The organism is Pseudomonas sp. URMO17WK12:I7 (genome assembly GCF_003269045.1).
Classification (GTDB): Bacteria; Pseudomonadota; Gammaproteobacteria; order Pseudomonadales; family Pseudomonadaceae; genus Aquipseudomonas; species Aquipseudomonas putida_J.
Window position 1 is genome coordinate 81,657 of record NZ_QLTL01000016.1, and the last position, 26,407, is coordinate 108,063.

Annotated in this window: 23 protein-coding genes; 8 read left to right on the top strand and 15 right to left on the bottom strand. The window is 64.1% G+C overall.

Annotated elements, in window-relative coordinates:
- The first annotated feature begins 38 nt into the window (after positions 1–38).
- The 4 genes from H040_RS21590 to H040_RS21605 all read left to right on the top strand — a co-directional run bounded on the left by H040_RS21590 (position 39) and on the right by H040_RS21605 (position 4,480).
- Entirely contained in the window at positions 39–944 is a 906-nt protein-coding gene (locus tag H040_RS21590; RefSeq protein ID WP_027918573.1) for a class II glutamine amidotransferase, read from the top strand.
- A gap of 27 nt (positions 945–971) precedes the next feature.
- Complete coding sequence (locus H040_RS21595; RefSeq protein ID WP_027918574.1) at positions 972–1,646, top strand: protein glxC; 675 nt, start codon at positions 972–974, stop codon at positions 1,644–1,646.
- A gap of 15 nt (positions 1,647–1,661) precedes the next feature.
- Positions 1,662–2,987, top strand: a complete 1,326-nt coding sequence (locus tag H040_RS21600; protein ID WP_016715698.1) for an FMN-binding glutamate synthase family protein — start codon at positions 1,662–1,664, stop codon at positions 2,985–2,987.
- Between the two features lie 191 nt (positions 2,988–3,178).
- A complete protein-coding gene (locus tag H040_RS21605; RefSeq protein ID WP_027918575.1) occupies positions 3,179–4,480 on the top strand; it encodes an ammonium transporter in 1,302 nt (433 codons plus the stop codon).
- Positions 4,481–4,587: 107 nt separating this feature from the next.
- Here H040_RS21605 and H040_RS21610 read toward each other — a convergent pair whose 3' ends face one another.
- Positions 4,588–6,000: a purine-cytosine permease family protein gene (locus H040_RS21610; protein WP_027918576.1), complete on the bottom strand. Its 1,413-nt coding sequence runs from the start codon at positions 5,998–6,000 to the stop codon at positions 4,588–4,590.
- Positions 6,001–6,414: 414 nt separating this feature from the next.
- A complete protein-coding gene (locus H040_RS21615) occupies positions 6,415–6,867 on the bottom strand; it encodes an Lrp/AsnC family transcriptional regulator (RefSeq protein WP_027918577.1) in 453 nt (150 codons plus the stop codon).
- A 112-nt stretch (positions 6,868–6,979) separates the two neighbouring features.
- Between H040_RS21615 and H040_RS21620 the strand changes: the two genes are divergently transcribed.
- The gene (locus H040_RS21620; protein WP_027918578.1) at positions 6,980–7,594 is read left to right on the top strand and encodes a LysE family translocator; all 615 of its coding nucleotides are present in this window, start codon (positions 6,980–6,982) and stop codon (positions 7,592–7,594) included.
- A gap of 102 nt (positions 7,595–7,696) precedes the next feature.
- Complete coding sequence (locus tag H040_RS21625; protein WP_027918579.1) at positions 7,697–9,859, top strand: ATP-binding protein; 2,163 nt, start codon at positions 7,697–7,699, stop codon at positions 9,857–9,859.
- Between the two features lie 28 nt (positions 9,860–9,887).
- Here H040_RS21625 and H040_RS21630 read toward each other — a convergent pair whose 3' ends face one another.
- The 10 genes from H040_RS21630 to H040_RS21675 all read right to left on the bottom strand — a co-directional run bounded on the left by H040_RS21630 (position 9,888) and on the right by H040_RS21675 (position 19,583).
- Positions 9,888–12,056: a GAF domain-containing hybrid sensor histidine kinase/response regulator gene (locus tag H040_RS21630; RefSeq protein ID WP_027918580.1), complete on the bottom strand. Its 2,169-nt coding sequence runs from the start codon at positions 12,054–12,056 to the stop codon at positions 9,888–9,890.
- A 117-nt stretch (positions 12,057–12,173) separates the two neighbouring features.
- The gene (locus H040_RS21635) at positions 12,174–12,737 is read right to left on the bottom strand and encodes an NUDIX hydrolase (protein WP_027918581.1); all 564 of its coding nucleotides are present in this window, start codon (positions 12,735–12,737) and stop codon (positions 12,174–12,176) included.
- A gap of 20 nt (positions 12,738–12,757) precedes the next feature.
- Positions 12,758–13,504: a GntR family transcriptional regulator gene (locus H040_RS21640; RefSeq protein ID WP_027918582.1), complete on the bottom strand. Its 747-nt coding sequence runs from the start codon at positions 13,502–13,504 to the stop codon at positions 12,758–12,760.
- 90 nt (positions 13,505–13,594) lie between these two features.
- Entirely contained in the window at positions 13,595–13,984 is a 390-nt protein-coding gene (locus H040_RS21645) for a carboxymuconolactone decarboxylase family protein (protein ID WP_027918583.1), read from the bottom strand.
- 187 nt (positions 13,985–14,171) lie between these two features.
- Positions 14,172–14,657, bottom strand: coding sequence for a flavin reductase family protein (locus H040_RS21650; protein WP_027918584.1), 486 nt, complete (start codon positions 14,655–14,657; stop codon positions 14,172–14,174).
- 13 nt (positions 14,658–14,670) lie between these two features.
- The gene (locus H040_RS21655) at positions 14,671–16,152 is read right to left on the bottom strand and encodes an aldehyde dehydrogenase (protein ID WP_027918585.1); all 1,482 of its coding nucleotides are present in this window, start codon (positions 16,150–16,152) and stop codon (positions 14,671–14,673) included.
- Positions 16,149–16,982: an alpha/beta fold hydrolase gene (locus tag H040_RS21660; protein WP_027918586.1), complete on the bottom strand. Its 834-nt coding sequence runs from the start codon at positions 16,980–16,982 to the stop codon at positions 16,149–16,151. The genes H040_RS21655 and H040_RS21660 overlap by 4 nt, the downstream gene beginning before the upstream one ends.
- A 68-nt stretch (positions 16,983–17,050) precedes the next feature.
- On the bottom strand, positions 17,051–17,647 hold the full coding sequence (locus H040_RS21665) for an amino acid synthesis family protein (protein WP_003256068.1): 597 nt from the start codon (positions 17,645–17,647) through the stop codon (positions 17,051–17,053).
- A gap of 334 nt (positions 17,648–17,981) precedes the next feature.
- Positions 17,982–19,022 carry an LLM class flavin-dependent oxidoreductase gene (locus H040_RS21670; protein ID WP_027918587.1) on the bottom strand — a complete coding sequence of 347 codons (1,041 nt, stop codon included), beginning with the start codon at positions 19,020–19,022 and terminating at the stop codon, positions 17,982–17,984.
- A 75-nt stretch (positions 19,023–19,097) separates the two neighbouring features.
- Positions 19,098–19,583, bottom strand: coding sequence for a flavin reductase family protein (locus tag H040_RS21675; protein ID WP_027918588.1), 486 nt, complete (start codon positions 19,581–19,583; stop codon positions 19,098–19,100).
- Between the two features lie 317 nt (positions 19,584–19,900).
- Here H040_RS21675 and H040_RS21680 point away from each other — a divergent pair, with 317 nt between their 5' ends.
- Entirely contained in the window at positions 19,901–21,307 is a 1,407-nt protein-coding gene (locus H040_RS21680) for a purine-cytosine permease family protein (RefSeq protein WP_027918589.1), read from the top strand.
- Between the two features lie 137 nt (positions 21,308–21,444).
- Here the strand turns inward: H040_RS21680 and H040_RS21690 are convergent, their stop codons facing one another.
- On the bottom strand, positions 21,445–23,070 hold the full coding sequence (locus H040_RS21690) for a methyl-accepting chemotaxis protein (RefSeq protein WP_027918590.1): 1,626 nt from the start codon (positions 23,068–23,070) through the stop codon (positions 21,445–21,447).
- 234 nt (positions 23,071–23,304) lie between these two features.
- Complete coding sequence (locus H040_RS21695; protein ID WP_027918591.1) at positions 23,305–24,507, bottom strand: NAD(P)/FAD-dependent oxidoreductase; 1,203 nt, start codon at positions 24,505–24,507, stop codon at positions 23,305–23,307.
- Between the two features lie 270 nt (positions 24,508–24,777).
- On the opposite strand from H040_RS21695, the gene H040_RS21700 reads away from it, so the two are divergent.
- Positions 24,778–25,317, top strand: coding sequence for an RrF2 family transcriptional regulator (locus H040_RS21700; protein ID WP_027918592.1), 540 nt, complete (start codon positions 24,778–24,780; stop codon positions 25,315–25,317).
- 140 nt (positions 25,318–25,457) lie between these two features.
- On the opposite strand, the gene H040_RS21705 is transcribed toward H040_RS21700, so the two are convergent.
- Complete coding sequence (locus tag H040_RS21705) at positions 25,458–26,363, bottom strand: AraC family transcriptional regulator (protein WP_027918593.1); 906 nt, start codon at positions 26,361–26,363, stop codon at positions 25,458–25,460.
- Positions 26,364–26,407 lie beyond the last annotated feature (44 nt).

The window sequence follows — 26,407 nt, forward strand, 5'->3', positions numbered from 1 at the left end:
AATGCAGCGGCTACCCACTGCCTAGAAGGAGTATCACCATGTGTGGAATCGTAGGTCTGTACCTGAAGAAGCCAGCGCTGGAAGCCCAGCTCGGCAAACTCTTCGAACCCATGCTCGAAGCCATGACCGACCGTGGCCCGGACAGCGCAGGCTTTGCCATCTACGGCGACGAAGTGGCTGATGGCTGGGTCAAGCTGACCCTGCAGGCGACGGACATCAACTACCCCTGGGCGGCCTTGATGGGCCAGCTGGAAGGGCGTTTGGGTTGCTCGCTGGACTGGTTCCAGAACGCCAGCGCCGCCGTGCTCAAGGTGCACACTGGCGAGGCAGCGGCCCGCCAGGCCCTGAGTGAACTGGCCCCCGAAGTGCGCATCATGAGTGCCGGGCAGAGCATCGAGATCCTCAAGGGCATGGGCCTGCCGGCGGAAATCTCCAGCCGCTTCGGCCTGGCTGGCATGAAAGGCAGCCACATCATCGGCCATACCCGCATGGCCACCGAAAGTGCCGTGACCCTGGAAGGCAGCCACCCGTTCTCCACCGGCGCCGACCTGTGCCTGGTGCACAACGGCTCGCTGTCCAACCACTTCCGCCTGCGCCAGGAGCTCAAGCGCGAAGGCATCAGCTTCGAGACCGACAACGACACCGAAGTGGCCGCCGGCTACCTGGCCTGGCGCCTGCAGCAGGGCGACAGCCTGGCTCAGGCCCTGGATGGCGCGCTGCAAGACCTGGACGGGTTCTTCACCTTCGCCATCGGCACCCGCAACGGCTTTGCCGTGATCCGCGACCCGATCGCCTGCAAGCCGGCCGTGCTGGCCGAGACCGACGACTACGTGGCCATGGCCTCCGAGTACCAGGCCCTGGCCAGCCTGCCGGGTATCGACAAGGCCAAGGTCTGGGAACCGGCGCCGGCCACACTGTACGTCTGGGAGCGCGAAAGCGCCTGACCTTCCACCGAATCACTGGAGACATTCATGAAGACGATCGACCTTTCCAGCGCCTCGGTGCGCGTACTCAACCAGTCCCTGCACGGCGATGTGCAGGATCGCGAATGGCGGGTGACCCACCCCGACGGCAAGCACAACCTGGCCGTGGGCATCAATGCCGCGGTGTCGGTGGATATTGAAGGCCACGCCGGCTACTACTGCGCCGGCATGAACCAGCAGGCCAGCGTCACCGTGCACGGCAACGTCGGCGTGGGCGTGGCCGAGAACATGATGTCTGGCTCGGTACGGGTCAAGGGCAGCGCCTCCCAGGCAGCCGGTGCCACCGCCCATGGTGGGTTGCTGGTGATCGAGGGCGATGCTGGCGCGCGTTGCGGCATCTCGATGAAAGGCGTGGACATCGTGGTCGGCGGCAGCATCGGCCACATGAGCTGCTTCATGGGCCAGGCCGGGCGCCTGGTGGTGTGTGGCGATGCCGGCGATGCGCTGGGCGATTCGCTGTACGAGGTGCGCATCTATGTCAGGGGTTCGGTGCAGTCGCTGGGCTCGGACTGTATCGAAAAAGAAATGCGCGCCGAGCACCTGCAAGAGCTGCAGGAGCTGCTGAACAAGGCCGGCCTGCAACACAAGGCGGCCGATTTCAAACGCTACGGCTCGGCCCGCCAGCTCTACAACTTCAAAGTCGACAACGCCAGCGCGTACTGATCCAGGAGCATTCCCATGAGCGAGCAATTCCCCCCGGTACTGCGTGAGTCGGCCACCTTCGATCGCCTGACCATCCAGGAAATCCAGCGTGCCGCCGAAACCGGCATCTACGACATTCGCGGTGGCGGGACCAAGCGCCGCGTGCCGCACTTCGATGACCTGCTGCTGCTGGGCGCCAGCGTGTCGCGCTACCCACTGGAAGGCTACCGCGAAAAATGTGGCACCGACGTGGTGCTGGGCAACCGCTTTGCCAAAAAGCCGATTCACCTGAAGATCCCGGTGACCATCGCCGGCATGAGCTTTGGCGCGCTGTCGGCCAATGCCAAGGAGGCCCTGGGCCGTGGCGCGACTATTGCCGGCACCAGCACCACCACCGGCGACGGTGGCATGACCCCGGAAGAGCGCGGCCAGTCGCAGCACCTGGTGTACCAGTACCTGCCGTCGCGCTACGGCATGAACCCGGACGACCTGCGCAAGGCCGACGCCATCGAGATCGTCCTGGGCCAAGGTGCCAAGCCGGGTGGTGGCGGCATGCTGCTGGGCATGAAGGTCACCGAACGGGTGGCTGGCATGCGCACCTTGCCGATCGGCGTCGACCAGCGCAGCGCCTGCCGCCACCCGGACTGGACCGGCCCGGACGACCTGGCGATCAAGATTGCCGAGATCCGCGAGATCACCGACTGGGAGAAGCCGATCTACGTGAAGATCGGTGCCAGCCGCCCGTACTACGACGTCAAGTTGGCAGTGAAGGCCGGCGCCGACGTGATCGTGCTCGACGGCATGCAGGGCGGCACTGCGGCCACCCAGGAAGTGTTCATCGAACACGTCGGCATTCCGATCCTGCCGGCCATTCCCCAGGCGGTGCAGGCGCTGCAGGAGATGGGCATGCACCGCAAGGTGCAGCTGATCGTCTCCGGTGGCATCCGCAATGGTGCCGACGTGGCCAAGGCCATGGCCCTGGGCGCCGATGCCGTGGCCATCGGCACGGCGGCGCTGATCGCCCTGGGCGACAACCACCCGCGGCTGGACAGCGAGCTGAAGAAGATCGGCTCGGCCGCCGGCTTCTACGACGACTGGCAGAACGGCCGCGACCCGGCCGGCATCACCACCCAGGACCCGGAACTGGCCAAGCGCCTGAACCCGGAAGAGGCCGGCCGCCGCCTGGCCAACTACCTGCGGGTGCTGGTGCTGGAGGCGCAGACCATGGCCCGCGCCTGCGGCAAGTCGCACCTGCACAACCTCGACCCCGAGGACCTGGTGGCACTGACCGTCGAGGCGGCGGCCATGGCCCGGGTGCCGCTGGCCGGTACTGCCTGGGTGCCGGGCCAGGCGCAGTACTGATTCGATATTTTGGGGCCGCTTTGCGGCCCTTTCCGACCGGTCCGGCGCCCCGGCAAGGCCGCTCCCACAGGTATCGCGCAAGGTTCAGACGTTGTGCATTCCCTGTGGGAGCGGCCTTGCCGGGGCGCCGGACCGGTCGAAAAGGGCTGCGAAGCAGCCCCAGATGCCCCCATTCGCAAAGGAGTGACTCCATGAAGCTTGCCCTTGCTGTTGTGCTGTTGGCATTGACGCCGTTGGCCCACGCCGCCGAACCCACCCTGGACACCGGCAACACTGCCTGGATGATCTGCGCGGCGATGTTCGTGCTGATGATGTGCATCCCGGGCCTGGCGCTGTTCTATGGCGGCATGGTGCGGGCGAAGAACTTCCTCTCGGTGTTCACCCAGTTGTTCGCCGTGGCCGGGGTGATCGGCATCCTCTGGGTGCTGTTCGGTTACAGCCTGGTGGTCGACACCAGCGGCATGGTCGAAGGGCAGTTGACCTTCAACAGCTTCATCGGCGGCCTGGACAAGGCGCTGATGCTGAACATCGGCCACGACAGCCTGGTGGGCAGCATCCCGGAAGGGGTGTTCGCGGTGTTCCAGCTGACCTTCGCGATCATCACGCCAGCCCTGATCGCCGGTGGGTTTGCCGAGCGCATGAAGTTCAGTGCCTCGCTGCTGTTCATGGCGGCCTGGTTCGTCCTGGTGTACGCGCCCATCGCCCACATGGTGTGGGGTGGGCCTGGGGCGCTGATGGTCAACTGGGGTGTGCTGGACTTTGCCGGCGGCACGGCAGTGCATATCAACTCCGGTGTGGCAGCGCTGGCGGCGGCGTTGATGCTGGGCAAGCGCAAAGGCTATCCGCAGACGGCCATGCCGCCGCACAACCTCGGCTTCACCCTGGTGGGCGCCGGGCTGCTGTGGGTCGGTTGGTTCGGCTTCAACGTCGGCTCCGGGCTTGCGGCCAACGAAGGGGCAGGGGTGGTGATGCTGGCGACCATGGTCGCGGCCTGTGCCGGGATTGTCGGCTGGTTGCTGACCGAGAAGATCATGCATGGCCGGCCGACGGCCCTGGGGGCAGCATCCGGTGCATTGGCCGGGCTGGTAGGCATCACGCCGGCCTGCGCTTTTGTCGGGCCATTGGGTGCGGTGGTGATCGGCTTGCTGACCGGCGCGATCTGCTTTTTCGCCGTGACCCGGCTCAAGCAGGCACTGGGGTACGACGACAGCCTCGATGTGTTCGGGCTGCATGGGGTTGGCGGGATGGTCGGGGCGTTGCTGACTGGGGTATTTGCTGCGCCGTCGCTGGGCGGCTATGTAGAAGGGGCCTCGCCGATCGGGCAGGCCTTGGTGCAGCTCAAGGGCATGGCGTTCACCTTTGTTTACTGCTTTGTGGTGAGCTGGGCGATTCTCGGTGCCATCAAGCTGACCGTGGGGCTGCGGGCCAGCCGGGAAGAGGAAGAGCAGGGGCTGGACCTGGCCGAGCACAATGAGCGGGCTTACAACCTCTGACAGCGTGTTTCGCCGGTGCTGGCCTTTCGCGGATAAATCCGCTCCTACAAGGGATCGCCCATCCCTGTAGGAGCGGATTTATCCGCGAGAAGCCAGTACAGGTTGAATCAGTGCCCCATCGCCAACTTGGCACCCATCTGCCGGCGGCGGTAGGCGCTGTCACGCGAGGCTAGCCACCCGTACAGCGGCGAAGTGACGGCCAGGCCCACCAGCCACGACAGATCGGCCCCGTTGATGTGCTCGGAGATCGGCCCGACGTACAGCGGCGTGTTCATGAACGGGATCTGCACCACGATACCCACCGCGTAGGCAATCAGTGCCTGCGGGTTGTAACGGCCGTAGATACCGCCATCGACCTTGAAGATCGACTGGATGTCGTAGTCGCCCTTGTGAATCACATAGAAGTCGATCAGGTTGATCGCCGTCCACGGAACCAGCACCACCAGCAGCACCAGCACCATGTCGACGAAGTGGCCGATGAAGTCGGCCGAGGCGAACACCGCGACCACACAGCAGGCTGCCAGCACGATCAGCGACAGCACCGCACGGCTCTTGGCGGTGGGGATCCAGCGGTAGGCGAAGGTCTGCACCAGGGTGATGATCGACAGCACCGCACCGTACAGGTTGAGGGCGTTGTGGCTGATCACGCTGAGCAGGAACAGCACCAGCATCACCGGGCCCAGGCTGCCGGTAGCGAGCTTGACCGCGTCCATGGTGTCGACGCCAGCCGGGATCGCCAGCACCGCCACGGCGCCGAAGATGAACGACAGGCTCGAACCCAGGGCCGCGCCCAGGTAGGTGGTCCAGAAGGTCGAGCTGACTTTCACATCAGCCGGCAGGTAGCGCGAGTAGTCCGACACGTAGGGGGCGAAGGCGATCTGCCACAGCGCCGCCAGTGAAACGGTGGCAAGCCAGCCGGCCAGGTTGAAGCCGCCGCGGGTCAGGAAGTCGTCACTTTGCACATGGCTGAAGATGTAGCCGAAGCCGACCACGATACCAATGCCCAGCACCCAGGTGCCAATGCGGTTGAGCACATGGATGAAACGGTACCCGATGATGCCGATGATGCCTGAACCCAGCGCACCGATGACGATGCCCACCGATACCGGTACGGCCTCGACCACGCCATGCAGCGACTTGCCGGCCAGCACGATATTGGAGGCGAAGAAGCCGATGTACATCACGCCGGCAATCACCACCACCAGCAACGCGCCAAGGGTGCCGAACTGCGCGCGGCTCTGGATCATCTGCGGGATGCCCATCTGCGGGCCCTGGGCCGAGTGCAGTGCCATCAGCACGCCACCGACCAGGTGGCCGACCAGGATGGCGACGATGCCCCACACCAGGTTCAGGTGAAACAGCTGCACGCCCAGCGCGCCGGTGACGATGGGCAGCGGCGCGATATTGCCGCCGAACCACAGTGTGAACAGATCCCTTACCTTTCCATGGCGGTCTTGCGGCGGCACATAGCCGATGGTGTGTTTTTCAATGAGGGGTGCCGAATTGGCTGCACTGGTCATGACTGACTCCAAGGCAAGGTGGGGCATCGGGTGCTGCCCGGATGCGTGCCGGCGAAGGGCGACGCGTTCTTGTTGGAGCGATGATGCGGGGCGCGGGGATAACGAGAAATTAGTAAATATGTGCCCATAAACCTTAAAAAACCTAAGGCTGACAAAAGGTTAAGCGGTGGACGGTAGCAAGGAGGGTGCCAGCTGGCTGGAGGGCTTGAGGTAGAGGGGGTGGGCGTTGTGTGAGCGGCGGAGGGTGAGCGTTGGTGGTGCACAGTGTGCATTAACAGGGCAAGGCAGATGTGTTGCCTGTGCTGGCCCTTTCGCGGGTAAACCCGCTCCCACAGGTACAGCACAATTTTCAATATCTGCGGTGAACCTGTGGGAGCGGGTTTACCCGCGAAAGGGCCCGTACAGGCAATACAACTACATCGGCAACAACCGGTCCTGAATCACTTCTTTCATCACCAGGGTCGAGCTCAGGCGCTTTACATTGGGAATGCTGGTCAGCTGCTCGTCATACAGCTTCTGAAATGCCGGCAAGTCCTTGGCCACCACATGCAGCAGATAATCCGGGTCGCCGAACAAGCGCTGGGCCTCGACGATCTGCGGTATCGCCGCCAACGCCGCCTCGAAATCCGCCACGGGCTGGCGGGTCACCTCGCGCAGGGTCACGAACACCAGCGCAGCGAAGTTCAGCCCCAGCGCGCTTGGCGCCAGGCGCGCGTGGTAGCCAAGGATGGCACCGGACTCCTCCAGCGCCTTCAGGCGCCGATGGCAGGGCGACAGACTCAGCCCTACACGGTCGGCCAGCTCAGTCACCGAGAGGCGACCGTCTTTTTGTAGCTCGGCAAGGATCTTTCGGTCTGTTCTGTCCATCTAGAAGAATCTTCCAACATGAATGGCAATAGGGGAAATATACGAAAGAAAATCCCCCGGCGGAATCCGTAGGCTTTCTTCACCACCCAAACTGTGTGTAAGGAAGACTCAAGTGGCAATCAGTGTGCTGACGGCGTTCTGGGCCGTGTCGTTGCTGTTCGTGATCACCCCCGGTGCCGACTGGGCCTATGCCATTTCTGCGGGCATGCGCGGGCGTTGGGTGATGCCTGCCGTGGCAGGCATGTTGTCGGGGCATTTTCTTGCCACCCTGGTGGTGGCGGCAGGGGTGGGCAGCCTGCTGGCCGGTCACCCGCTGGCGATGACCCTGCTGACCCTGGCCGGTTGTGCCTACCTGCTGTGGTTGGGTGGCAACCTGCTGCTGAGCCCGGCGGCGCCGGAGGCGGGGCAGGCCAACGTGGGCGATTCGGGGCCGCGTTGGGCGCTCAAGGGCCTTTGCGTAAGCGGGCTGAACCCGAAAGTGTTCCTGTTGTTCCTGGCCTTGCTGCCGCAGTTCACCGACCCGCAGTCGAGCTGGCCGGTGCCCCTGCAGATCCTGCTGCTGGGGCTGGTGCACCTGTGCAGTTCGCTGGTGATTTACTCGCTGGTCGGCTACGGCGCCAAGGCCGTGCTGAGCAGCCGGCCCGGTGCAGCTCGATGGGTAGGGCGGGTGTCGGGGACGGCCATGGTTGCGGTGGCGCTGGGGTTGATTGTCGGCCAGCTGCACTGAACGCAGCGCCACTGATCGTTCGGCCAAATCCTGCGGAACGAACTGCTGATTGCCGATCTCCTATCCAGAGATGGATGGAAATGTGCCCGGGACTTCCCAGACATGAGATCGCTTCAGCAACACCACAAGGACACCGTGACCGCGCCGCCGAGCTTCCTGCTCAATGGCGGCAGTATTGGCAGCCTGCTGCAGTCGATGGACTGGAGCAGCTCGCCACTGGGCGCGCCACACACCTGGTCGCCGCACCTGCAGGCGGTGATGGCCACGCTGCTGCCAGCCCAGGCGCAGTTCGTGCTGTTCTGGGGCGATGCCTATGTGGCCCTGTACAACGATGCCTACGCCCCGACAATCGGCACCAAGCACCCGCAGGCCCTCGGGCGGCCAGCGCAGGAGCACTGGAGTGAATTGTGGGACGACCTCGAGCCACTGCTGCGCGGCGTGCGCGAGACTGGCCAGACCTTCTGGGCCAAGGACCGCCCCTTCTATATAGAGCGTCGAGGCCTGGGCGAAACCGTCTATTTCGATGTGTCCTATTCCGCCGTGCACGAAGCCGACGGCAGCGTCGGCGGTGTGTTGTGCCTGGTGGCCGATACCACCGAACGGGTGCGCTTCCAGCAGCGCCAGGCGTTCTTGCTGGAACTGGGCCGAACCTTGCCGGGGCTGGGCGAGGCGGAGCGCATCGAGGCCTACGCAGTGCAGCGCCTGGCCCAGGAACTGGGCGCTTCTCGTGTCTTTTTCGGCGAAGATCAGGGTGATGGCAATGGTTTTCGGGTGGCCCAGGAGTGGGTCGACGGCCTGCCTTCCTGGGTCGGTCAGCATGACTACGCCAGCGTCGGAGCGTCGTTGCGTGAGCAGCTGGCTGCGGGCAAGGTGGTGCAGCAGGCCTATGAGGCCCAGCTCGATGGCTTGTGTGCCACGCTGCACGTTCCCGTGCTGCGTGCCGGGCGCCTCGAAGCGATGCTGGGCGTGCATTTCCATACCCCTCGCCAGTGTTTCGAGGGCGAATGCCAGTTGATCGAGGAAACCGCCAAGCAAACCTGGGCCGCAATCTCCCACGCCCGCGCCGAACGGGCCTTGCACCTGCTCAACGAAAGCCTTGAGGACCGCGTCGCGGCGGCGCTTGCCGAGCGCGAGGCCGCCATGCTGCAGCTGCACGAGGCGCACAAGCTGGAGATGATCGGGCAACTGACCGGCGGCATCGCCCACGACCTCAACAACATGCTCACGCCCATCATCGCCTCGTTCGAGCTGCTGCGCCGTAACCCGCAATCGGAGCGCGTCCCGCGCCTGATCGAAGGCGGCCTGCAGGCGGCCGAACGGGCGCGCAGCCTGGTGGCGCGCCTGCTCAGTTTCGCCCGGCGCCAGACCCTCAAGCCGCAGCCCTTGTCGCTGGCGGCCTTGGTGGCCGACATGCGCGAGCTGATGGCCCGCTCGCTGGGGCCGACCATCGAGGTGCAGGTGCAGATAGACCCGGCACTGCCCGCAGTGGTGGCCGACCCTCACCAACTGGAGCTGGCGGTGCTCAACCTAGTGGTCAATGCCCGTGATGCCATGCCCGACGGCGGCATGCTGAATATCACTGCCGGGCTCGACAGCGCCGGCCCGCCCAAGGCGGACAGTGTGAGCGCGGCGCGCCAGATCTGGCTGCAGGTCCGTGACAATGGCTGCGGCATGACTGAAGAGCAACTGCGCCGCTGCATCGAGCCGTTCTATTCGACCAAGGGCGTGGGCAAGGGCACCGGGCTGGGTCTGCCGATGGTCCAGGGCCTGGCGTTGCAGTCGGGCGGCAGCTTTGCCATCGAGTCGCAGCCGGGGCAGGGCACCACGGCTACCCTTTGGTTGCCGCTCAGTGATGTGGCGGCACCCTGCAGGGACATTGAGTTGCCCGAGGCGCCGCAGGCCGATCGGCCGTGCCGGGTACTGCTGGTGGATGACGAGGAGATCGTGCGCCATGCCACCGCCGCCCAGCTGCGCGACTTGGGTTATGACGTAACCGAGGCTGGCAATGCGGCGGCGGCCTTGCATCTGCTGGGCAAGGGCTGGCTGCCGGATGTGCTGGTCACCGACCATGTCATGGCCGAGATGACCGGTGTGCGTCTTGCCCAGCAATTGCGCGAGCGGCAGGCGGATCTGCCGGTGCTGATCATCACCGGCTACGCCAACCTCACGCCGCGGGAGCTCAAGGGCTTCGAGGTGCTGCGCAAGCCTTACCGGCAGGCGGAGCTGGCGCAAAGTGTGGCCAGGTTGTTAGCCCGCTCGCGCTGATCGCCGGGGTGCAAAGCGGCATCGGCAATCAAGCGTCGAGCACTTTGCCAAGCATCTGGCACACCTGCTCCGCAGAATAGGGCTTGGCCAGGAAGGCAAAACCCTGGTGCCCGCCCTCGGCGATCGCCTCGCTGTAGCCCGAGGTCAATATCACCGGCAGCTGCGGGCGCTGCTTGCGCAATTCCCTGGCCAGGGCCAGCCCCCCTATCCCTGGCATGACCACGTCGGAAAACACCGCGTCGAAATTGCCATTCGGCCCGTTCAGCTGGGCCAGTGCCTCTTCGGCCGAGCAGGCCCAGCTGATGTGGTAGCCATGGTCATGGAGAATCTGCGCGGTAAAGTTGCCGACATCGGGGTTGTCCTCAACCACCAGGATGCGCCGCCGCTCGCCCACCGGTTGGACCTGCGTGCCGCTATCTGCGTCGCCCGGCAGCTGCGCGGCCGGCGCGGGCGCTTGCGGCAGGTACAGGGTAAAGCTGGTGCCCTGGCCCTGTATGCTGTTGACCTTGACGTCGCCCCCGGACTGCTTGGCGAAACCGAACACCTGGGACAGGCCCAGCCCGGTACCCTCGCCAGGCGCCTTGGTGGTGAAGAACGGGTCGAAGATGCGTTCCAGCAGCTCGGGGGCGATGCCGACACCGCTGTCGGTCACCGAGATTGCGGCAAACACCCCGGGCTGCTCGGGCATGTGCTGGTCGGCCAGCAAGCGTAGCCGCAGCGTACCTTCACCGGCCATGGCATCGCGGCCGTTGAGCATCAGGTTGATCACTGCTGTTTCCAGTTGGCTGAGGTCGGCGCGGATATGGCAAGGTGCTTGGGGCAGTTGCAGCTTCACGTGGACCCGCGCCCCCGTGGCGGTATCGAACATGTCGGCCATTGCCTCCAGCCGTGGCCCGGCTTCGAACACCTGCGGGCTGAGGGCCTGGCGCCGGGCGAAGGCGAGCAGTTGGCCGGTGAGCTTGGCGCCACGGTCGACCGAGTCGGCCATGGTCTTGAGGTAGCGCTCGCGCCGCTCGCCATCGAGGTTGGGGCGCTGCAGGAAGTGCAGCGACGAGCGGATGATGGTCAGCAGGTTGTTGAAGTCGTGGGCCACACCGCCGGTCAACTGGCCGATGGCTTCTAGCTTCTGGGTCTGGCGCAGCACAGCTTCGGTATGCAGCAGCTGGGTGGTGCGCTCTTCGACCCGGTGTTCCAGGGTGGCGTTGAGTGCCTCCAGCGTCGCCATCGCCTCGCGCACTTCGGCATTGGCCTGAACCCGCTGGATATGCGCCCAGCAACGTTCAGTCACTTCGCTGATCAGCGCTTGTTCATAGTCAGTCCACACCCGTGGCACACGATCGTGGATGGCCATCAGCGCGGTCAGCCTGCCGCCTTTGATCAGCGGCATGCAGATGGTGGCAGTGATGCCTATGGCCTGAAATGTCGCCGCCTCGTCAGCGGCCAGTTCGCGCAGGTTGTCATTGATTACCAGGGGCAGGCCGCTGCGTAGCCGGCTGACCGCCAGCCGGCCGAAGTCATGCAGGTGATACTGGCCGACCAGGCGGGGAGAGCCGGGCGCCACCGCATCGCCGCAGATGGTGAAGCCGTCCTGGTCAGGCGCCATCACCGCATAGGCGCAGCTCGACAGGCCAAGATGCTCGACCAGCATGCCCGTGGTGATGGCCAGGATCTGGTCCGGATCGGTGGCTTCGGTCACGGCGCGGCCGAGGTTGTCGAGAAAGTTCAGGCGCTGGTTGGTGACCACGCTTGAGGTGGTTTCGGTGACCGTGTCGAGCATGCCCAATACCTCGCCATCATGGCCGCGAATGGGGCTGTAGCAGAAGGTGAAGTAGGCACGCTCGGGGCCACCGTTGCGGTTGATTGTCAGCGGGAAGTCTTCGATGTACACGGCCTCGCCGGCCATGGCGCGGTCGGCCATCATGCCGATGTCGGCCCAGGCTTCCTGCCACACTTCGCTGAAGGGTTTGCCCAGGGCCAAGGGCTTTTGCCCAAGGATCGGGATGAACGCGTCGTTGTGCAGGGTGAGCAGGGCCGGGCCCCAGAGTATGGCCTGCGGGAAGCGCGAGGCCAGGCACAGGGCCACCGTGGTTTTCAGGGCGTCGGGCCATTGATCAAGCGGGCCCAGGGGGGTAGCTGCCCAGTCATGGTTGCGGATGCGCTCGGCCATCTGCCCGCCGCCGTCTAGCCATTTTGCCATGTACGCTGCCGGTCCTCTTGCATAAGGCCTTTAGGGTGCACCGAGAATAGACGGTTGGCGAGGGTTTTATGCTCGCTTGCGCTGGCCTTTTCGCGGGCACGTCGGGGCCAGTGCAGGTCAGCGCATGAAGTGCACCTTGCCTGTGTCGTCGTTACCCATATAGATGCCATACACCCCGGCCTGGCGCTCGAGGATGTAGCGCTCGAGAATCTGCCGGATCGCCGGGTAATAGATTTCATCCCAAGGTATCTCGTGCGGCGCGAAGAATTTGTACGCCAGCGTTTCCGGCCCGTACTGCCCGGTCTCTTCGGTGGCGATGGCGCGGAAGATGATGTACACCTCGCTGATTTTCGGCACGCTGAAGATCGAGTAGGGCGAGACGATGTCGGCGCGCACGCCGCTTTCTTCCCACACCTCGCGCAGCGCCGCCTGCTCGGTGGTCTCGCCGGCTTCCATGAACCCTGCCGGCAAGGTCCAGGTGCCGGGGCGCGGGGGGATGGCGCGCTGGCACAACAGGTACTTGCCATCGCGCTCGATGATGCAGCCGGCGATGATCTTTGGGTTGATGTAATGAATGTAACCGCAGCCGGTGCAGTGCAGGCGCTCGTGGGTGTCGCCTGTGGGAACGCCCCGGGCCAGTTCCGTGGTGCAATGCGGGCAGTAGCGCGGGGCGTTGGGCATGTCAGCGGCCTATAAGGGTCTTATATACGTGGATCCTTCAGGGCCAAGGGTTCGACCATGTCGCGCACCTTGGTGTTGTCGTCCTGTTTCTGGCGCAGGTAGTCCAGGGCTACCTTGGCGGCGGCGCGTACGTGGTCGACCGAGGCCTGGTGAGCCACAAGCGGGTCGCCGCCCTTGATCGCCTCGACGATCTTTTCCATCTCACGGTTGCTGGCACCGCGGCGGTTTTCTTGCGATACCGAGGTGGCGCGAAGGTAGCTGATGCGTGCCTGCAACTGGCGCAGCTGCTGCGCTGCGACCTGGTTGCCGGAGCCTTCCAGGAGCACGTCGTAGAAGCCTTGCACCGAGTCCAGCACCTGCTGCAGCTCGCCTTCTTCCAGGGCTTCGCGGTTGACCTCGAGGGCGCGCTCCAGTGCACGGATGTCCTTGGCCTTCGCGTTGAGGGTGAACAGCTGCACGATCAGGCCTTCGAGCACGCAACGCAGCTCGTAGATATCGCGGGCGTCTTCCAGTGTGATGATGGCCACGCGCGGCCCCTTGGCGTCGGCGAATTCCACCAGGCCTTCGGATTCCAGGTGGCGCAGGGCCTCACGCACCGAGGTACGGCTGACGCCGAGGCGGTCGCAGAGGTCGCGCTCGACCAGGCGGTCACCCGGCAGCAGGTGGAAGTTCATGATCGCGCCGCGCAGCTTGTCGAGCACGATTTCGCGCAGGGTAACGGGGTTGCGGTTGACCTTGAAGCTGTCGTCGAGGGGCTGGCGTTTCATCAAGTGCGCTCTGAATGAGGCTGCCCGGCCGCAACCGCAATAGCACCACGAACCATCGGTGCTCCTTGCGTGGGTTCGAACAGCCCGCTGTTAACGGGTTGACTCCGCATCGGCTTCAGCGAACGCTTCCCGGGCCAGGCGGAAACTGTCCACCGCCGCGGGCACGCCGCAATAAATGCCGACCTGGAGCAGGATCTCGCGAATCTGTTCACGGCTCAGGCCATTACGCAATGCGCCGCGAATATGCAGCTTGAGCTCGTGGGGCCGGTTGAGCGCGGAAATCATGGCCAAGTTTATCATGCTGCGCTCTTTCAGCGAGAGGCCTTCGCGGCCCCAGACGTGGCCCCAGCAATACTCGGTGACCAGCTCTTGCAGCGGCTTGGTGAACTCGTCGGCATTCTGGATCGAGCGGTTGACGTATTCCTCGCCCAGCACCTGGGTGCGGATCTGCAGGCCTTTGTCGTACTTTTCGTTGCTCATGCGCAGTACTCCGAATGAAAAAAGGGGCCGCAACCGAGGGTGAGAGGGTGGGCGCGGCCCCTGAAAAGAGGGGCTGATATCTTGGGGCTGCTTTGCAGCCCTTTCGCGACACAAGGCCGCTCCTACAAAGGACCGCAATCTCCTGTAGGAGCGGCCTTGTGTCGCGAAAGGCCCAAAACCTTAAAGGTCAGCCCAGGGGCGGCAGGGCGCCCAACTTGCCCTTGTGGTAGACCATTGGTGTTACCGGCTCGGCCGGCAGCACCAGGTTCTTCACCGCGCCGACAATGATCGCGTGGTCACCGCCGTCGTATTCGCGCCACAGTTCGCACTCGATGATCGCCGTGGCCTTGGTCAGCAACGGGTTGCCCAGCGCGCTCAGTTGCCACTCGACACCTTTGGCCTTGTCCTTGCCCTTGCCGGCAAAGGCATAGGCCTCGGCGGTCTGGTCGGCAGACAGCAGGTGGATCGCGAACTGCTTGCTGTCCCGCAGGATCGGGTAGGTGTCCGAAGCGTAGTTGGGGCAGAACAGCACCAGCGCCGGGTCGATCGACAGCGCGCTGAACGCGCTGGCGGTGATGCCGACGATGCCGCCGTCGGCGTCCAGGGTGGTGACCACGGTGACGCCGGACGGGAACGAGCCCATCACGTCTTTGTAGATGCCTGGTTCGATCATCTCGTGCTACCTCTTAGCGCATCACAAACGGGTCGGGCATCGGCGCGGTGGACAGGTTGATCCACACGGTCTTCAGCTCGGTATAGGCCAGCACCGAATCGATGCCGCTCTCGCGGCCGTAGCCGCTGTTCTTGAAGCCGCCGATCGGCGCCATGGCCGACACGGCGCGGTAGGTGTTGACCCAGATGATCCCCGAACGCACGTCGCGGGCCAGGCGGTGGGCGCGGCCCAGGTCGCGGGTCCAGATGCCGGCGGCAAGGCCGAACTGCGAGTCGTTGGCGATGGCCAGGGCCTCTTCCTCGGTCTTGAAGCGGATCACGGCGGCGACCGGGCCGAACACCTCTTCCTGCATGATGGTCATCGAGTTGCTGTCGCACTCGAACAGGGTCGGCTCGTAGAACCAGCCTTCACCTTCGACTTCGGCACGCTTGCCGCCCATGTGCAGCTTGGCGCCTTCGGCCTTGGCCGCAGCCACCAGGCCTTCGACCACGGCCAGTTGCTGGGCGGTGGCCATCGGGCCCATTTCGCTGGCATCGTCCTGCGGGTTGCCGATGCGAATGCGCTTGGCGCGGGCAATCAGGCGCTCGACGAACTCGTCGAAGATCTCGTCCTGCACCAGCAGGCGCGAGCCGGCCACGCAGCTCTGTCCGGAGGCGGCATAGATGCCGGCCACGGCGCCGTTGATGGCGCTGTCCAGGTCGGCGTCGGCGAAGATGATGTTCGGCGACTTGCCGCCCAGCTCCAGCGACAGCTTGGCGAAGTTCTCGGCACTGCTGCGCACCACGTGGCGAGCAGTGGCGGCGCCGCCGGTGAAGGCGATCTTGCGTACCAGCGGGTGGCGGGTCAGCGCCGCGCCGGTGCTTGGGCCGTAGCCGGTGACCACGTTGACCACACCGGCCGGGAAGCCGGCTTCCAGGGCCAGGCGGGCCAGCTCGAGGATGGTCGCCGAGGCGTGCTCGGACGGTTTGAGCACGATGGTGTTGCCGGCGGCCAGCGCCGGGGCCAGCTTGATCGCGGTCAGGTACAGCGGGCTGTTCCACGGGATGATCCCGGCCACCACGCCGATGGGTTCGTGCACGGTGTAGGCGAACAGGTCCGGCTTGTCCAGCGGCAGGGTGCCGCCTTCGAGCTTGTCGGCCAGGCCTGCGGTGTAGTGGAAGAACTCCGGCAGGTAACCGACCTGGCCGCGGGTTTCGCGGATCAGCTTGCCGTTGTCACGGCTTTCCAGCTGGGCCAGGTGTTCCTTGTTCTCGGCGATCAGGTCACCCAGGCGACGCAGCAGCTTGCCACGCGCGGTGGCGGTGATGCTGCGCCACGCCTTGCTGTCGAAGGCACGCTGGGCGGCCTGTACGGCCAGCTCGACATCGGCTTCATCGGCGTCGGGCAGTTGCGCCCAGGCTTGGGCTGTGGCCGGGTTGAGGCTGTCGAAGGTCTTGCCGCTCTGGGCATCGAGCCATTGGCCGTCGATGCACATCTGGAAACGAACGAGGGTCATGCAACAATCCCCTTGGCGGATTCGGTGAGGGTGCGGGCTTGGGCGAGGAAGTCCAGGAGCATCTTGTTGACTTCACGCGGTGCTTCCACAGGCATCATATGCCGTTGCTCGGCCAGGACCACGCTTTGCGCACCAGGGATGCTGGCAGCGAGCTGGCGGGTCATGGCCGGGGTGGAGCCCGAGTCGAGTTCGCCGGTGGCGATCAGCGTCGGCACCTGGATGCTGCCCAGGTCGCCTGCGCGGTACATGTCCTGGGTGGCGAACAGCGAGTAAGTGGTGTGGTAACCCTGCGGGTCGTTGTTGGCCAGCACTTGGCGAATGGCGGCGACCTGCGCCGGGTTGGCAGCCTTGTATTCACGGCTGAACCAGCGGTCGAGCGCGGCGTCGACGTTGGCGTCGGGGCCGAGCTGCGCAGCCTGGGCGGCGCGGGCGATGACGCCGGCACTCTGCTCGGGGGTGCGGTTGAACACGCTGTTGAGCACTACCAGGGCAGCCAGGCGCTGCGGGTAGTTGAGGGCAAAGGCGCGGGCGACCAGGCCACCCATGGAAAAGCCGATCACGATGGCTTGTTGAAGCTGCAGGTGGTCGAGCAGTTCGGCGAGCTGGGCGGCGTAGCCTTCCAGGCCGGTGTCGGCGGCGGGCAGTGCGCTCTGGCCGTGGCCGAGCATGTCGTAGGCGATGACGCGGTAGTCGTTGGCCAGGCCAACGATCTGACCGCCCCACATTTCCTTGTTCAGGCCTACGCCGTGGATCAGCACCACGGGTTGGCCCTGGCCGACGGACAGGTAGCTGGTGCCGGCAGGTGTACGTTCAGCGACAGGCTGAATCATGGAGGGCGCTCCTTGAAGGTCGGGCGCGGCGGGTAAGCTCGCCGCGCCCCGGCCCGTCTTGGTTGTTGTTATTGAGCGTTGGCTTTTTCGGCAGCCAGTTCTTCCAGGTCGATGTAGCGGTTGCCGATGCGCGGGTGCAGGCGGCCACCGTCGGCTGCGCCCAGGACCACGACGATTTCATCGGCGCGCGGGGCGTCTTCGATCTGCATTTCCAGGGTGATGTAGTGCGAACGCAGGCCTTCGTCGTCCTTCTGCATCATCGGGATCTGAATCGAAGTGCCTGGGCCACCGCGCTTGTTGGTGAAGCTCAGGTAGCTCTTGGCCTGTACCGCTTCGCGGTAGTGGTTGCCGAAGCGCAGGGTGTGGATCACCGCCGAGGCGTGCTCGATCTCGCCATCGGCGCCGACCACAGCGGCCTTGCCGTAGGCTTCGATCTTGTCGGCACCGCCGATAGCAGCGGTCAGGCGCTCGACCATCAGGGCACCGAGCTCCGAGCAGTTGGCGCGGATTTCCGGCTTCAGATCTTCAACGAAACCGCGACCGGCCCATGGGTTCTTGATCACCACGGCCAGGCCGACCATGGTCACCGGCTTGTCGGTGGCCTTGCCGCCTTCGATGCGGGTCTCTTCGGAGTAGGTGACGATCTTGCGGATTTCGAAACTCATGGGTGGCTCCTGGTGAGGGTTATCAGCTCTTGTTGTCTGATGGTATACCATAATATTTGTTGTGCAAGAGGTGTCTGGAAATTTCTATTGCCGGGGGACGAAAGGTGGGTTGATGCCTTGAATCTTGCGCTGCCTGTGCTGGCCTCTTCGCGGGTGAACCCGCTCCCACAGGTAACGCGCAGGCCTTGAAAGCTGCGGTGAGCCTGTGGGAGCGGGTTCACCCGCGAAGAGGCCGGTGCAGGCTGTCACTGAACTTCAAAAAAAGCCCGCTCACGCGGGCCCACAGGGGCCCACGGGAGCGGGCGCGTCCCGCAATGTCTCAGGCAATGGGAATTCAGGCGAACGCTGGCACCACTTCCTTGATGAACAGCTCGAGCGACTTCTTCTTCTCGGCGTGGGGCAGGCTGTTGTCGCACCAGAAGCTGAACTCGTCGACACCGAGCTCCTGGTAGTACTTGATGCGGGCGATGATCTCTTCCGGCGTGCCGATCATGGTGTTCTTGCGGATGTTCTCCAGCTGGAACGCCGGTACTTCGGCGAACTTGGACTCAGGGCTCGGCTCGAGGAAGCCGTTGACCGGGGTGGTCTTGTTGCCGAACCAGGCATCGAAGGTGCGGTAGAAGCGCGAGATGGCCTGTGCGCCGATTTTCCAGCCTTCCGGCTCCGACGGGCTATGCACGTGGGTGTGGCGCAGCACCATCAGTTGCGGGCGCGGCACGTCCGGGTTGTTGTCCAGGGCGGCCTGGAACTTGTTCTTCAGGTCCAGCACTTCCTCGTCGCCTTTCATCAGCGGGGTGACCATGACGTTGCAGCCGTTGGCCACGGCGAAGTTGTGCGAGTCCGGGTCGCGGGCGGCGATCCACATCGGCGGGGTGGCGTTGAACGGCTTTGGCACACTGGTGGAGGTGGGGAACTTATAGACTTCGCCGTCATGGGCGTAGTCGCCTTCCCACAGCTTGCGCACCACCGGGACCATTTCGCGCAGGGCCTTGCCGCCGTCGGTGGCCGGCATGCCACCTGCCATGCGGTCGAACTCGAACTGGTAGGCGCCACGGGCCAGGCCCACTTCCATGCGGCCGTTGCTGATCACGTCGAGCAGGGCGCATTCGCCGGCGACGCGGATCGGGTTCCAGAACGGCGCGATGATGGTGCCGGCGCCCAGGCGGATCTTTTCGGTGCGCGCGGCCAGGTAGGCCAGCAGCGGCATCGGGCTTGGCGAGATGGTGTATTCCATGGCGTGGTGCTCGCCGATCCACACGGTGCTGAAACCGCCGTGCTCGGCCATCAGGGTCAGTTCGGTCAGGTCTTCGAACAGCTGGCGGTGGCTGACCTGTTCATCCCAACGTTCCATGTGCACGAACAACGAAAATTTCATGGGGCATTCCTCAACGCTTGAAAGTGTCTGTCGCCAGGCAGGGTTGGCGCCAGGTGTCTCGATTCAGAATAGGCTTCAGGCAAAGGCCGGCAGGCTGGCCATCTTGCCGCGGCAGTAGACCATCGGCCGGGGGGCTTCCTCGGGGACGATCAGGTTGTGTACCTTGCCGACCATGATGGCGTGGTCGCCACCTTCATATTCGCGCCACAGTTCGCACTCGATGACGGCGGTGGCGCCGGCCAGGATCGGGTTGCCCAGCTCACTCAGGCTCCACTCGATGCCGCTGGCCTTGTCCTTGCCTTTCTTGGCGAACGCGTAGGCTTCGGCCTGCTGTTCACCGGAGAGCAGGTGAATGGCAAAGCGCTTCTGCTTGATCAGCACCGGGTAGGAGTCGGAGGTGTAGTTGGGGCAGAACAGCACCAGCGGCGGGTCCATCGACAGGGAGGAGAAGGCGCTGGCGGTCAGGCCGACGACCGAGCCGTCGTCGTCCAGGGTGGTGATGACGGTAACGCCGGACGGGAAGGAGCCCATGACGTTCTTGTAGAGGGTTGCGTCGATCATCTGGTGTACCTCTAAACGGCTGCGGTGGTCCGCGGTTTTTATCGTTGATGTGTCTGATGGTATACCGTAATACCTATTTTGCAAGCGGAATTTTCAAGCCCGGCTATGGCGCGATGAACGGCTCAAGGCCACGTGAGCCGGGGCTTTGAGTGGTGGGGCGGTTTGTCGCAGGGGTTCGGCAGGCAGATCAGCGGGCGTTTTTTACTACGGATCAGTGTTGTCAAAAGTTTGGAATACCATAATATGGTCCGCAGCTGAGAGGCCGCCTAGATGCGGTTTCCTTACAAAGATAAAAACGACCTTTCGAGCTGAATCCTATGTCCCAACCGTCATCGCAACACCAGTTTGTCGAGAATCACACGGTCGATTACGTTCCACCTGCCGAGCGCCACGGGAAGGCGCGCGACCTGTTCACCCTCTGGTTCAGTACCAACATCGCGCCACTGCCAATCGTCACTGGCGCCATGGTGGTCCAGGTGTTCCACCTGAACCTGCTGTGGGGGCTTGTCGCAATCGTGCTGGGTCATCTCATCGGGGGCGTGTTCATCGCCCTGGCCTCTGCGCAGGGACCGCAGCTGGGCATTCCGCAGATGGTCCAGAGCCGTGGCCAGTTCGGCCGTTACGGCGCGCTGCTGATCGTGTTCTTCACTGCGCTGATCTATGTCGGCTTTTTCATCTCCAACATTGTCCTGGCAGGCAAGACCATCCATGGCATCGCCCCGAGCGTGCCGATGCCGGGCGCGATCGTCATCGGTGCGCTGAGTGCGACGGCCATCGGCGTGATCGGCTACCGCTTCATCCATATCCTCAACCGTATCGGCACCTGGGTGATGGGTTCGGCACTGCTGGCCGGTTTCATCATGATGTTCGTCCAAGAGCTGCCGGCCGACTTCTTCAGCCGTGGCGCGTTCAACCTTTCGGGCTTCATCGCCACGGTGTCGCTGGGCATCATCTGGCAGATCAGCTTCTCGCCGTACACCTCCGACTACTCGCGCTACCTGCCGCGTGAAGTGGGCATCGCCAAGCCGTTCTGGGCGACCTACTTCGGCGCTACCCTTGGCACCATCCTGTGCTTCAGCTTCGGTACGATCGCGGTGCTGTGCGTGCCGGAAGGCACCGATGCGATGGATGCGGTCAAGCAGGCCACGGGCTGGCTGGGCCCGATCCTGATGGTGCTGTTCCTGCTCAACATCATCAGTCACAACGCCCTCAACCTGTATGGCGCGGTGCTGTCGATCGTCACCGCGATCCAGACCTTCATTGCCCAGTGGACACCGAGCATCAAGCTGCGGGTAATCCTGGCATCGGTGATTCTGGTGGGCTGCTCGATGGTGGCGTTGAACGCCTCAGCGGGCTTCATCGGCCAGTTCATCGGCCTGATCCTGGCGCTGCTGCTGGTGCTGGTGCCGTGGGCATCGATCAACCTGATCGACTTCTACCTGATCAAGAAGGGCCAGTACGACATTGCTTCGATCTTCCGAGCTGACGGCGGCGTCTATGGCCGCTTCAACCACCACGCGATCATTGCCTATGCCTGCGGGATCCTGGTGCAGCTGCCGTTTGCCAACACATCGTTGTATGTGGGGCCGTATTCGAACATTGTCGAAGGGGCTGACCTTTCTTGGCTGTTCGGTCTGATTGTGACGGTGCCGCTTTACTACTGCCTGGCGACTCGCGGCAGGGCCGCCGAGAAGGCAGGGCGTGTTGTAAGTGTCAACGACTGATAGATTGGTGTTGCTATAACAGGGGCCGCTTTGCGGCCCTTTCGCGACACGAGGCCGCTCCTACAGGGAAACGCAAACACCTGTAGGAGCGGCCTCGTGTCGCGAAAGGGCTGCAAAGCAGCCCCGGCTATTTCAGATCAGACCTTGAACTGCGCGACCATGCCATTCAGATCCACCGCCAGGCGCGAAAGGTCCTGCGCCGCCGCACTGGTCTGATTCGCCCCCGCCGATGTCTGCATCGCCAGGTCGCGAATGTTCACCAGGTTGCGATCCACTTCCCGCGCCACCTGCGCCTGTTCCTCGGAGGCACTGGCGATCACCAGGTTGCGCTGGTTGATCGAAGCGATCGCCTCGGCAATTACCTCAAGCGCATCTCCTGCACCTTGCGCCACTTCCAGCGTGTCGTTGGCCCGGCCCCGGCTGCTGTGCATCGCCGACACTGCCCGTTCGGTGCCGTTCTGGATCCCGGCGATCATCTGCTCGATCTCTGCCGTCGACTGCTGGGTACGGTGGGCGAGGGCACGCACCTCATCGGCCACCACGGCAAAGCCGCGGCCCGCCTCACCCGCACGAGCGGCTTCGATCGCCGCGTTGAGCGCCAGCAGGTTGGTCTGCCCGGCAATCGCGCCGATCACATCCAGCACCCGGCTGATCTCGTTGGCGTTGCTGGCCAGCTGTTCGATCTCGCTGGAGGTGCCAGTCACGTCATTGACCAGATGCTGAATGGAGGCCAACGCCTGGTTGACCTGGTCACGGCCATCGCGGGTGGTCTGGTCGGCACCTTTGGAGGCGTCGGCCGTGCTCACGGCGTTGTTTGCCACTTCTTCCACGGCGGCGGTCATCTGGTTGACGGCAGTCGCAGCCTGGTCGATTTCTGCGCTCTGCTGGTGCAGGCCGCGGCTGGTGTCTTCGGTGACGGTGTGCAGCTCTTCCGAGGCCGAGGCCAGTTGGTCGGAGGAGGCGGCGATCTTGCGGATGGTGTCGCGCAGGTTGCCTTGCATGCGGCTCAGGGCGCGCAGCAGCAGGGCTGGCTCGTCATGGCCAAGTACGCGGATGTCTTGGGTCAGGTCACCGGTGGCGACGCGCTCGGCCACGGCCACGGCATCGGCCAGGGGCACCACGATGCTGCGGGTGAGCAGGGTGGCGATGGCGGCCAGGGCGAGCATGATGATCACCAGCGAAGCGATGATCGCGGTCAAGGCTTCGTCGGCCACATCGCTGCTGCGCTGCGAAGCGTCCTCGGCGCCTTTGCCGTTGTAGGCGATCAACGCGGTCATGGCTTTCATCATGGTGTCGGCGTACTGGGTGAGAGGGCCACTGATCTGTTGCTTGGCCTCATCCATGCGGCCGGCGGCGATGGCCTGCAGCACGCGGTTCTGCAGGTCGAGGTATTGCTGGTGGGCTGAATTGAAGGCGTTGAACAGGGCGCGGTCATCGGCGGCGATGATGGTGTCCTCGTAATCTTTGAGGCTACCTTTGAGCCGCTCGTTGATGCCATTGGCCAGGTCGATGTTGCGGGCGCGTTCGGCGGGGTTGTCATCAAGCGCTGCGCGCAGGGTGATGGCGCGGGCGCGGCCGAGGTCGGTGCTGATGTCGCCGAGGGCGACCACGGCGGGCATCCAGGTGACACGGATTTCGTCCGTGGCAGTGTCCATCTGCCGGGTTTCATAGAGTGTAATAAGGCCCATGGCCAGGACCAGTGCCCCCAAAAGGGCAAATACGCTGGTAGCGCGGGTGCCGATCTTCATATTCCGTAACTGCATGGAATGCTCCTTGACGTTGGCGTGCAGGCGTCAAGAGCATGGACGTGTAGCCGGGTCACCGGGGATGGCGCCAGGCTCTCGATGCGCTGCGGATTTAAGTGTGTGCCTCACCCTCTTTAATCTGTTTTTTATTTGAATGATGCCATATGGCCATCAATATTGACCAGTCATTCAATGTAACGACAAGTTCCGACAAATCCGTCAATTTCTGACGGACTTGTCAGGATTTTGCGCTTAAACGATCGCGATCATGGGGTCAGCCGCAGCCAGCGCCAGTGCCCGATCGGCGGCCGGCGGGTAGATCCACACCGAGTTGATCTGGCGCTTCAGGTTCTTGCCTTCCTGGCCCTGCAGCTTAAGTTCGCGCTCCCAGCCTTCGCTGTAAGCCGCGCCCCATTCGCCCAGATCGAGGCAGGTCACGTACTTGGGCTGGCGGTATACCACCGGCGCCACGCCGAGCAGGTCGGCCATGGCGTTGTTGCCCGCGTGGCGGCCCATGGGGATGGCGTGCTGGCAGGTCATCAGGGCGTGGTTGCCCACTTCGTCGACGGCGGCCCAAGCGGTGTCGCCACTGGCGTAGATGTGCTCCTGGCCGATGACGTTGAGGTGATCGTCGACCTTGAGGCGGCCGAAGTGGTCGCGCTCGCCTTCCACCTGCGCAGTCAGCGGGCTTGCCTTGACCCCAGCGGTCCAGATCACGGTCTTGCTGGCGATGTACTCGCCGTTGTTCAAGGTCACGCCACCGGCATCCACCGCCACAACCGAAGTGCCGGTCAGCCATTGGGCACCAGCCTGTTGACTGGCTGCGACGATCGACGGAGTGATACCTGCGCCCAGTGCCGCGCCGACGTGGGTGCCGCGATCGATCACCAGCACCCGTATCGCTGCGTCGCTGCCAAGGATGGCACGCAGCCGGACCGGGATTTCAGTGGCGGTTTCGATACCGGTGAAGCCACCCCCGCAGACCACCACGGTATTGCGTGCCGGCGAGGCGGGCCGGGTAGCCAAGGCGACCAGGTGCTGCTCGAGCTTCACGGCCGACTCCATCTGGTCGACATCGAAGGCATGTTCGGCCAGGCCCGGAATGGCAGGGCGTGCCACCTGGCTGCCGGCAGCGAGGATCAGCCGGTCGTAGCCGATCTGCCGGGCTTCGCCGTTGGCGTCGGTGTAGCGGACGCTGTGGCCCTCGGCATCGATGGCTTGGGCATTACCGGCAATGAAGCGCACGCCGACCGCATCGAACAGTTCACCTACCGGTGCCTTCAGGTTGTGTACGTCGGCTTCGTAGAACCGCGGGCGGATGCGCAGTTCCGGTTGCGGGGCGAGCACGCTGATGCTCAGGTCGTCGCGCTGCGCCTGGTCGAGCAGGCGGGCGGCACTCAGGGCGCTCCACACACCGGCAAAGCCGGCACCGATGATCAGGATGTTCGATTTCATGAAAGTGCTCCGCAAGGTTGAAGAGGGCTTCGAGAGCGTTGGCTGTGCCGCTCGAATAACTGCGACTGTATTGATCGTAGTTTAAAGCGGCAAGCTTTTTTTGCGACGGGGCAGTTCGCGGCGCGCGGTCGAAACCGGGCTAATGCCTGTTCTTGATAGCTTGCAGGGGTGAAGTCTGAGCGATGAATGGCGACGAAGAATGCCAACCGGCTTTGCGCAGCTTCGTCGATAGGCGTACTATTTGCGACAATGTTGGTCGGAGATCTGCGTATGTCGCTTTACAGTGCTGGCGTCGAATATGGCATCCATTGCCTGCTGTACCTCGTGGATGAGCGAGGTGATACCCGTGATTCCAGCGTGCGCGACCTGGCGGAGCTGCAGGGCGTGCCGCAGGAATACCTGGCCAAGGTTTTCACCAAGCTCGCCCGGGCCAGGCTGGTGGTGGCCACGGAAGGCGTGCGCGGCGGTTTTCGCCTGGCGCGGCCGTCGGACGAAATCACCGTGCTGGATATCGTCAACGCCATCGACGGGCCGAAGAAGATCTTCGATTGCCGCGAGATCCGCGAGCGTTGCACCTTGTTCGAAGGTTCAGCGCCAGGCTGGGCGACCGAGGGTACCTGCGCGATTCACGCGGTGATGCTGGGGGCGCAGAAGCGCATGGAGGAAGCATTGGCGCAGCAGACCATTCTCGACCTGGCGCGGCGTTTCGGGCGCAAGGCACCAGCCGAGTTCGGGCAGCAGGTCAACGACTGGATGAGCGAGCGGCGTGATGGCAAAGGGGCAGGGGACATTCCGGTGAACCAGGTCTGAAACTATCGCCTGCAGTGGCCTCTTCGCGGGTAAATCGGATCGCCGCTCCCACAGGCATTGCACAAGTATCGAAATCTGTGGCGAACTTATGGGAGCGGCGGTGCGGCGATCCGATTTGCCCGTGAAAGGGCCGCTACAGGTCAACGCCGTTCATGTTGGCGACGATAGGCCCCCGGCTGCACCCCCATGGCCTTGGCAAATGCGCGGGTAAACGCCGCCACCGACTGATAGCCGGCCTGCGCGCCCACCTGCTCCACGGTATTGCCCGCCTGCAGCAAGCGGCAGGCATGGCGCATGCGCAGCGCCAATAGCACCTGCCCCGGCGACTGCCCGGCCAGCTCATTGAAGCGCTTGAAGAATGCCGAGCGCGACAGCCCAGTGCAGGCCGCCATGCTTTCCAGTGTCCAGGCCTGCCCTGGCTGTTCGATCAGTTGCTCCAGCAACCCTGCAAACGCCGGTTGGCGGGCGAGAGCGACCAAACCGCCCAGCGACTGCCCGGTGTGCACCTGCTGGCGCAGCACATACAGGAACAGCAAGTGAGTCAGGCGCTCCAGCAGCGTTTGCGAGGGCGTGCGCTGGCACTCCTCAAGGATCAGCCCGAACAACGCCCGCGCCGCCTGCCCGGCCGGCTCGTCGGCGCGCATCACGATCCAGTCGGCCAGCCCCTCTACGATCAGCGCTGACAACCCCGCGCGGAAGTCGAAGAACCCGCATACCAGGCCCACACCATCGCTCGCCGTCGCATCCAGCGCCTGCATTTGCCGGCGTGGCTGGGCGCAGGCGGCAATCGGGTCCTGGTCGCTGGACAGCCGGTAGCCCTGGTCGCGCAACAGGAACACGGCATCGCCGGCCGCCAGCCGCACGGCCCCGGCCTGGCCATCGATGTGCAGCCAGCAATGCCCCTGCACAACCAGGTGAAAGCTGGCGCGGCCCATGCCCTGGGTGCTGGCATGCCAGCCGCCGCAGTAGCGGCCGACATGAAACAGGCTGGCGTCGAGTTCGACGCTCTCTAATAACCAATCGACAAGAGGGCTGGATGAAATCATCTAATGCAAAGACTCAGGAGCAAGGAAAGGCGACTGATGAATAT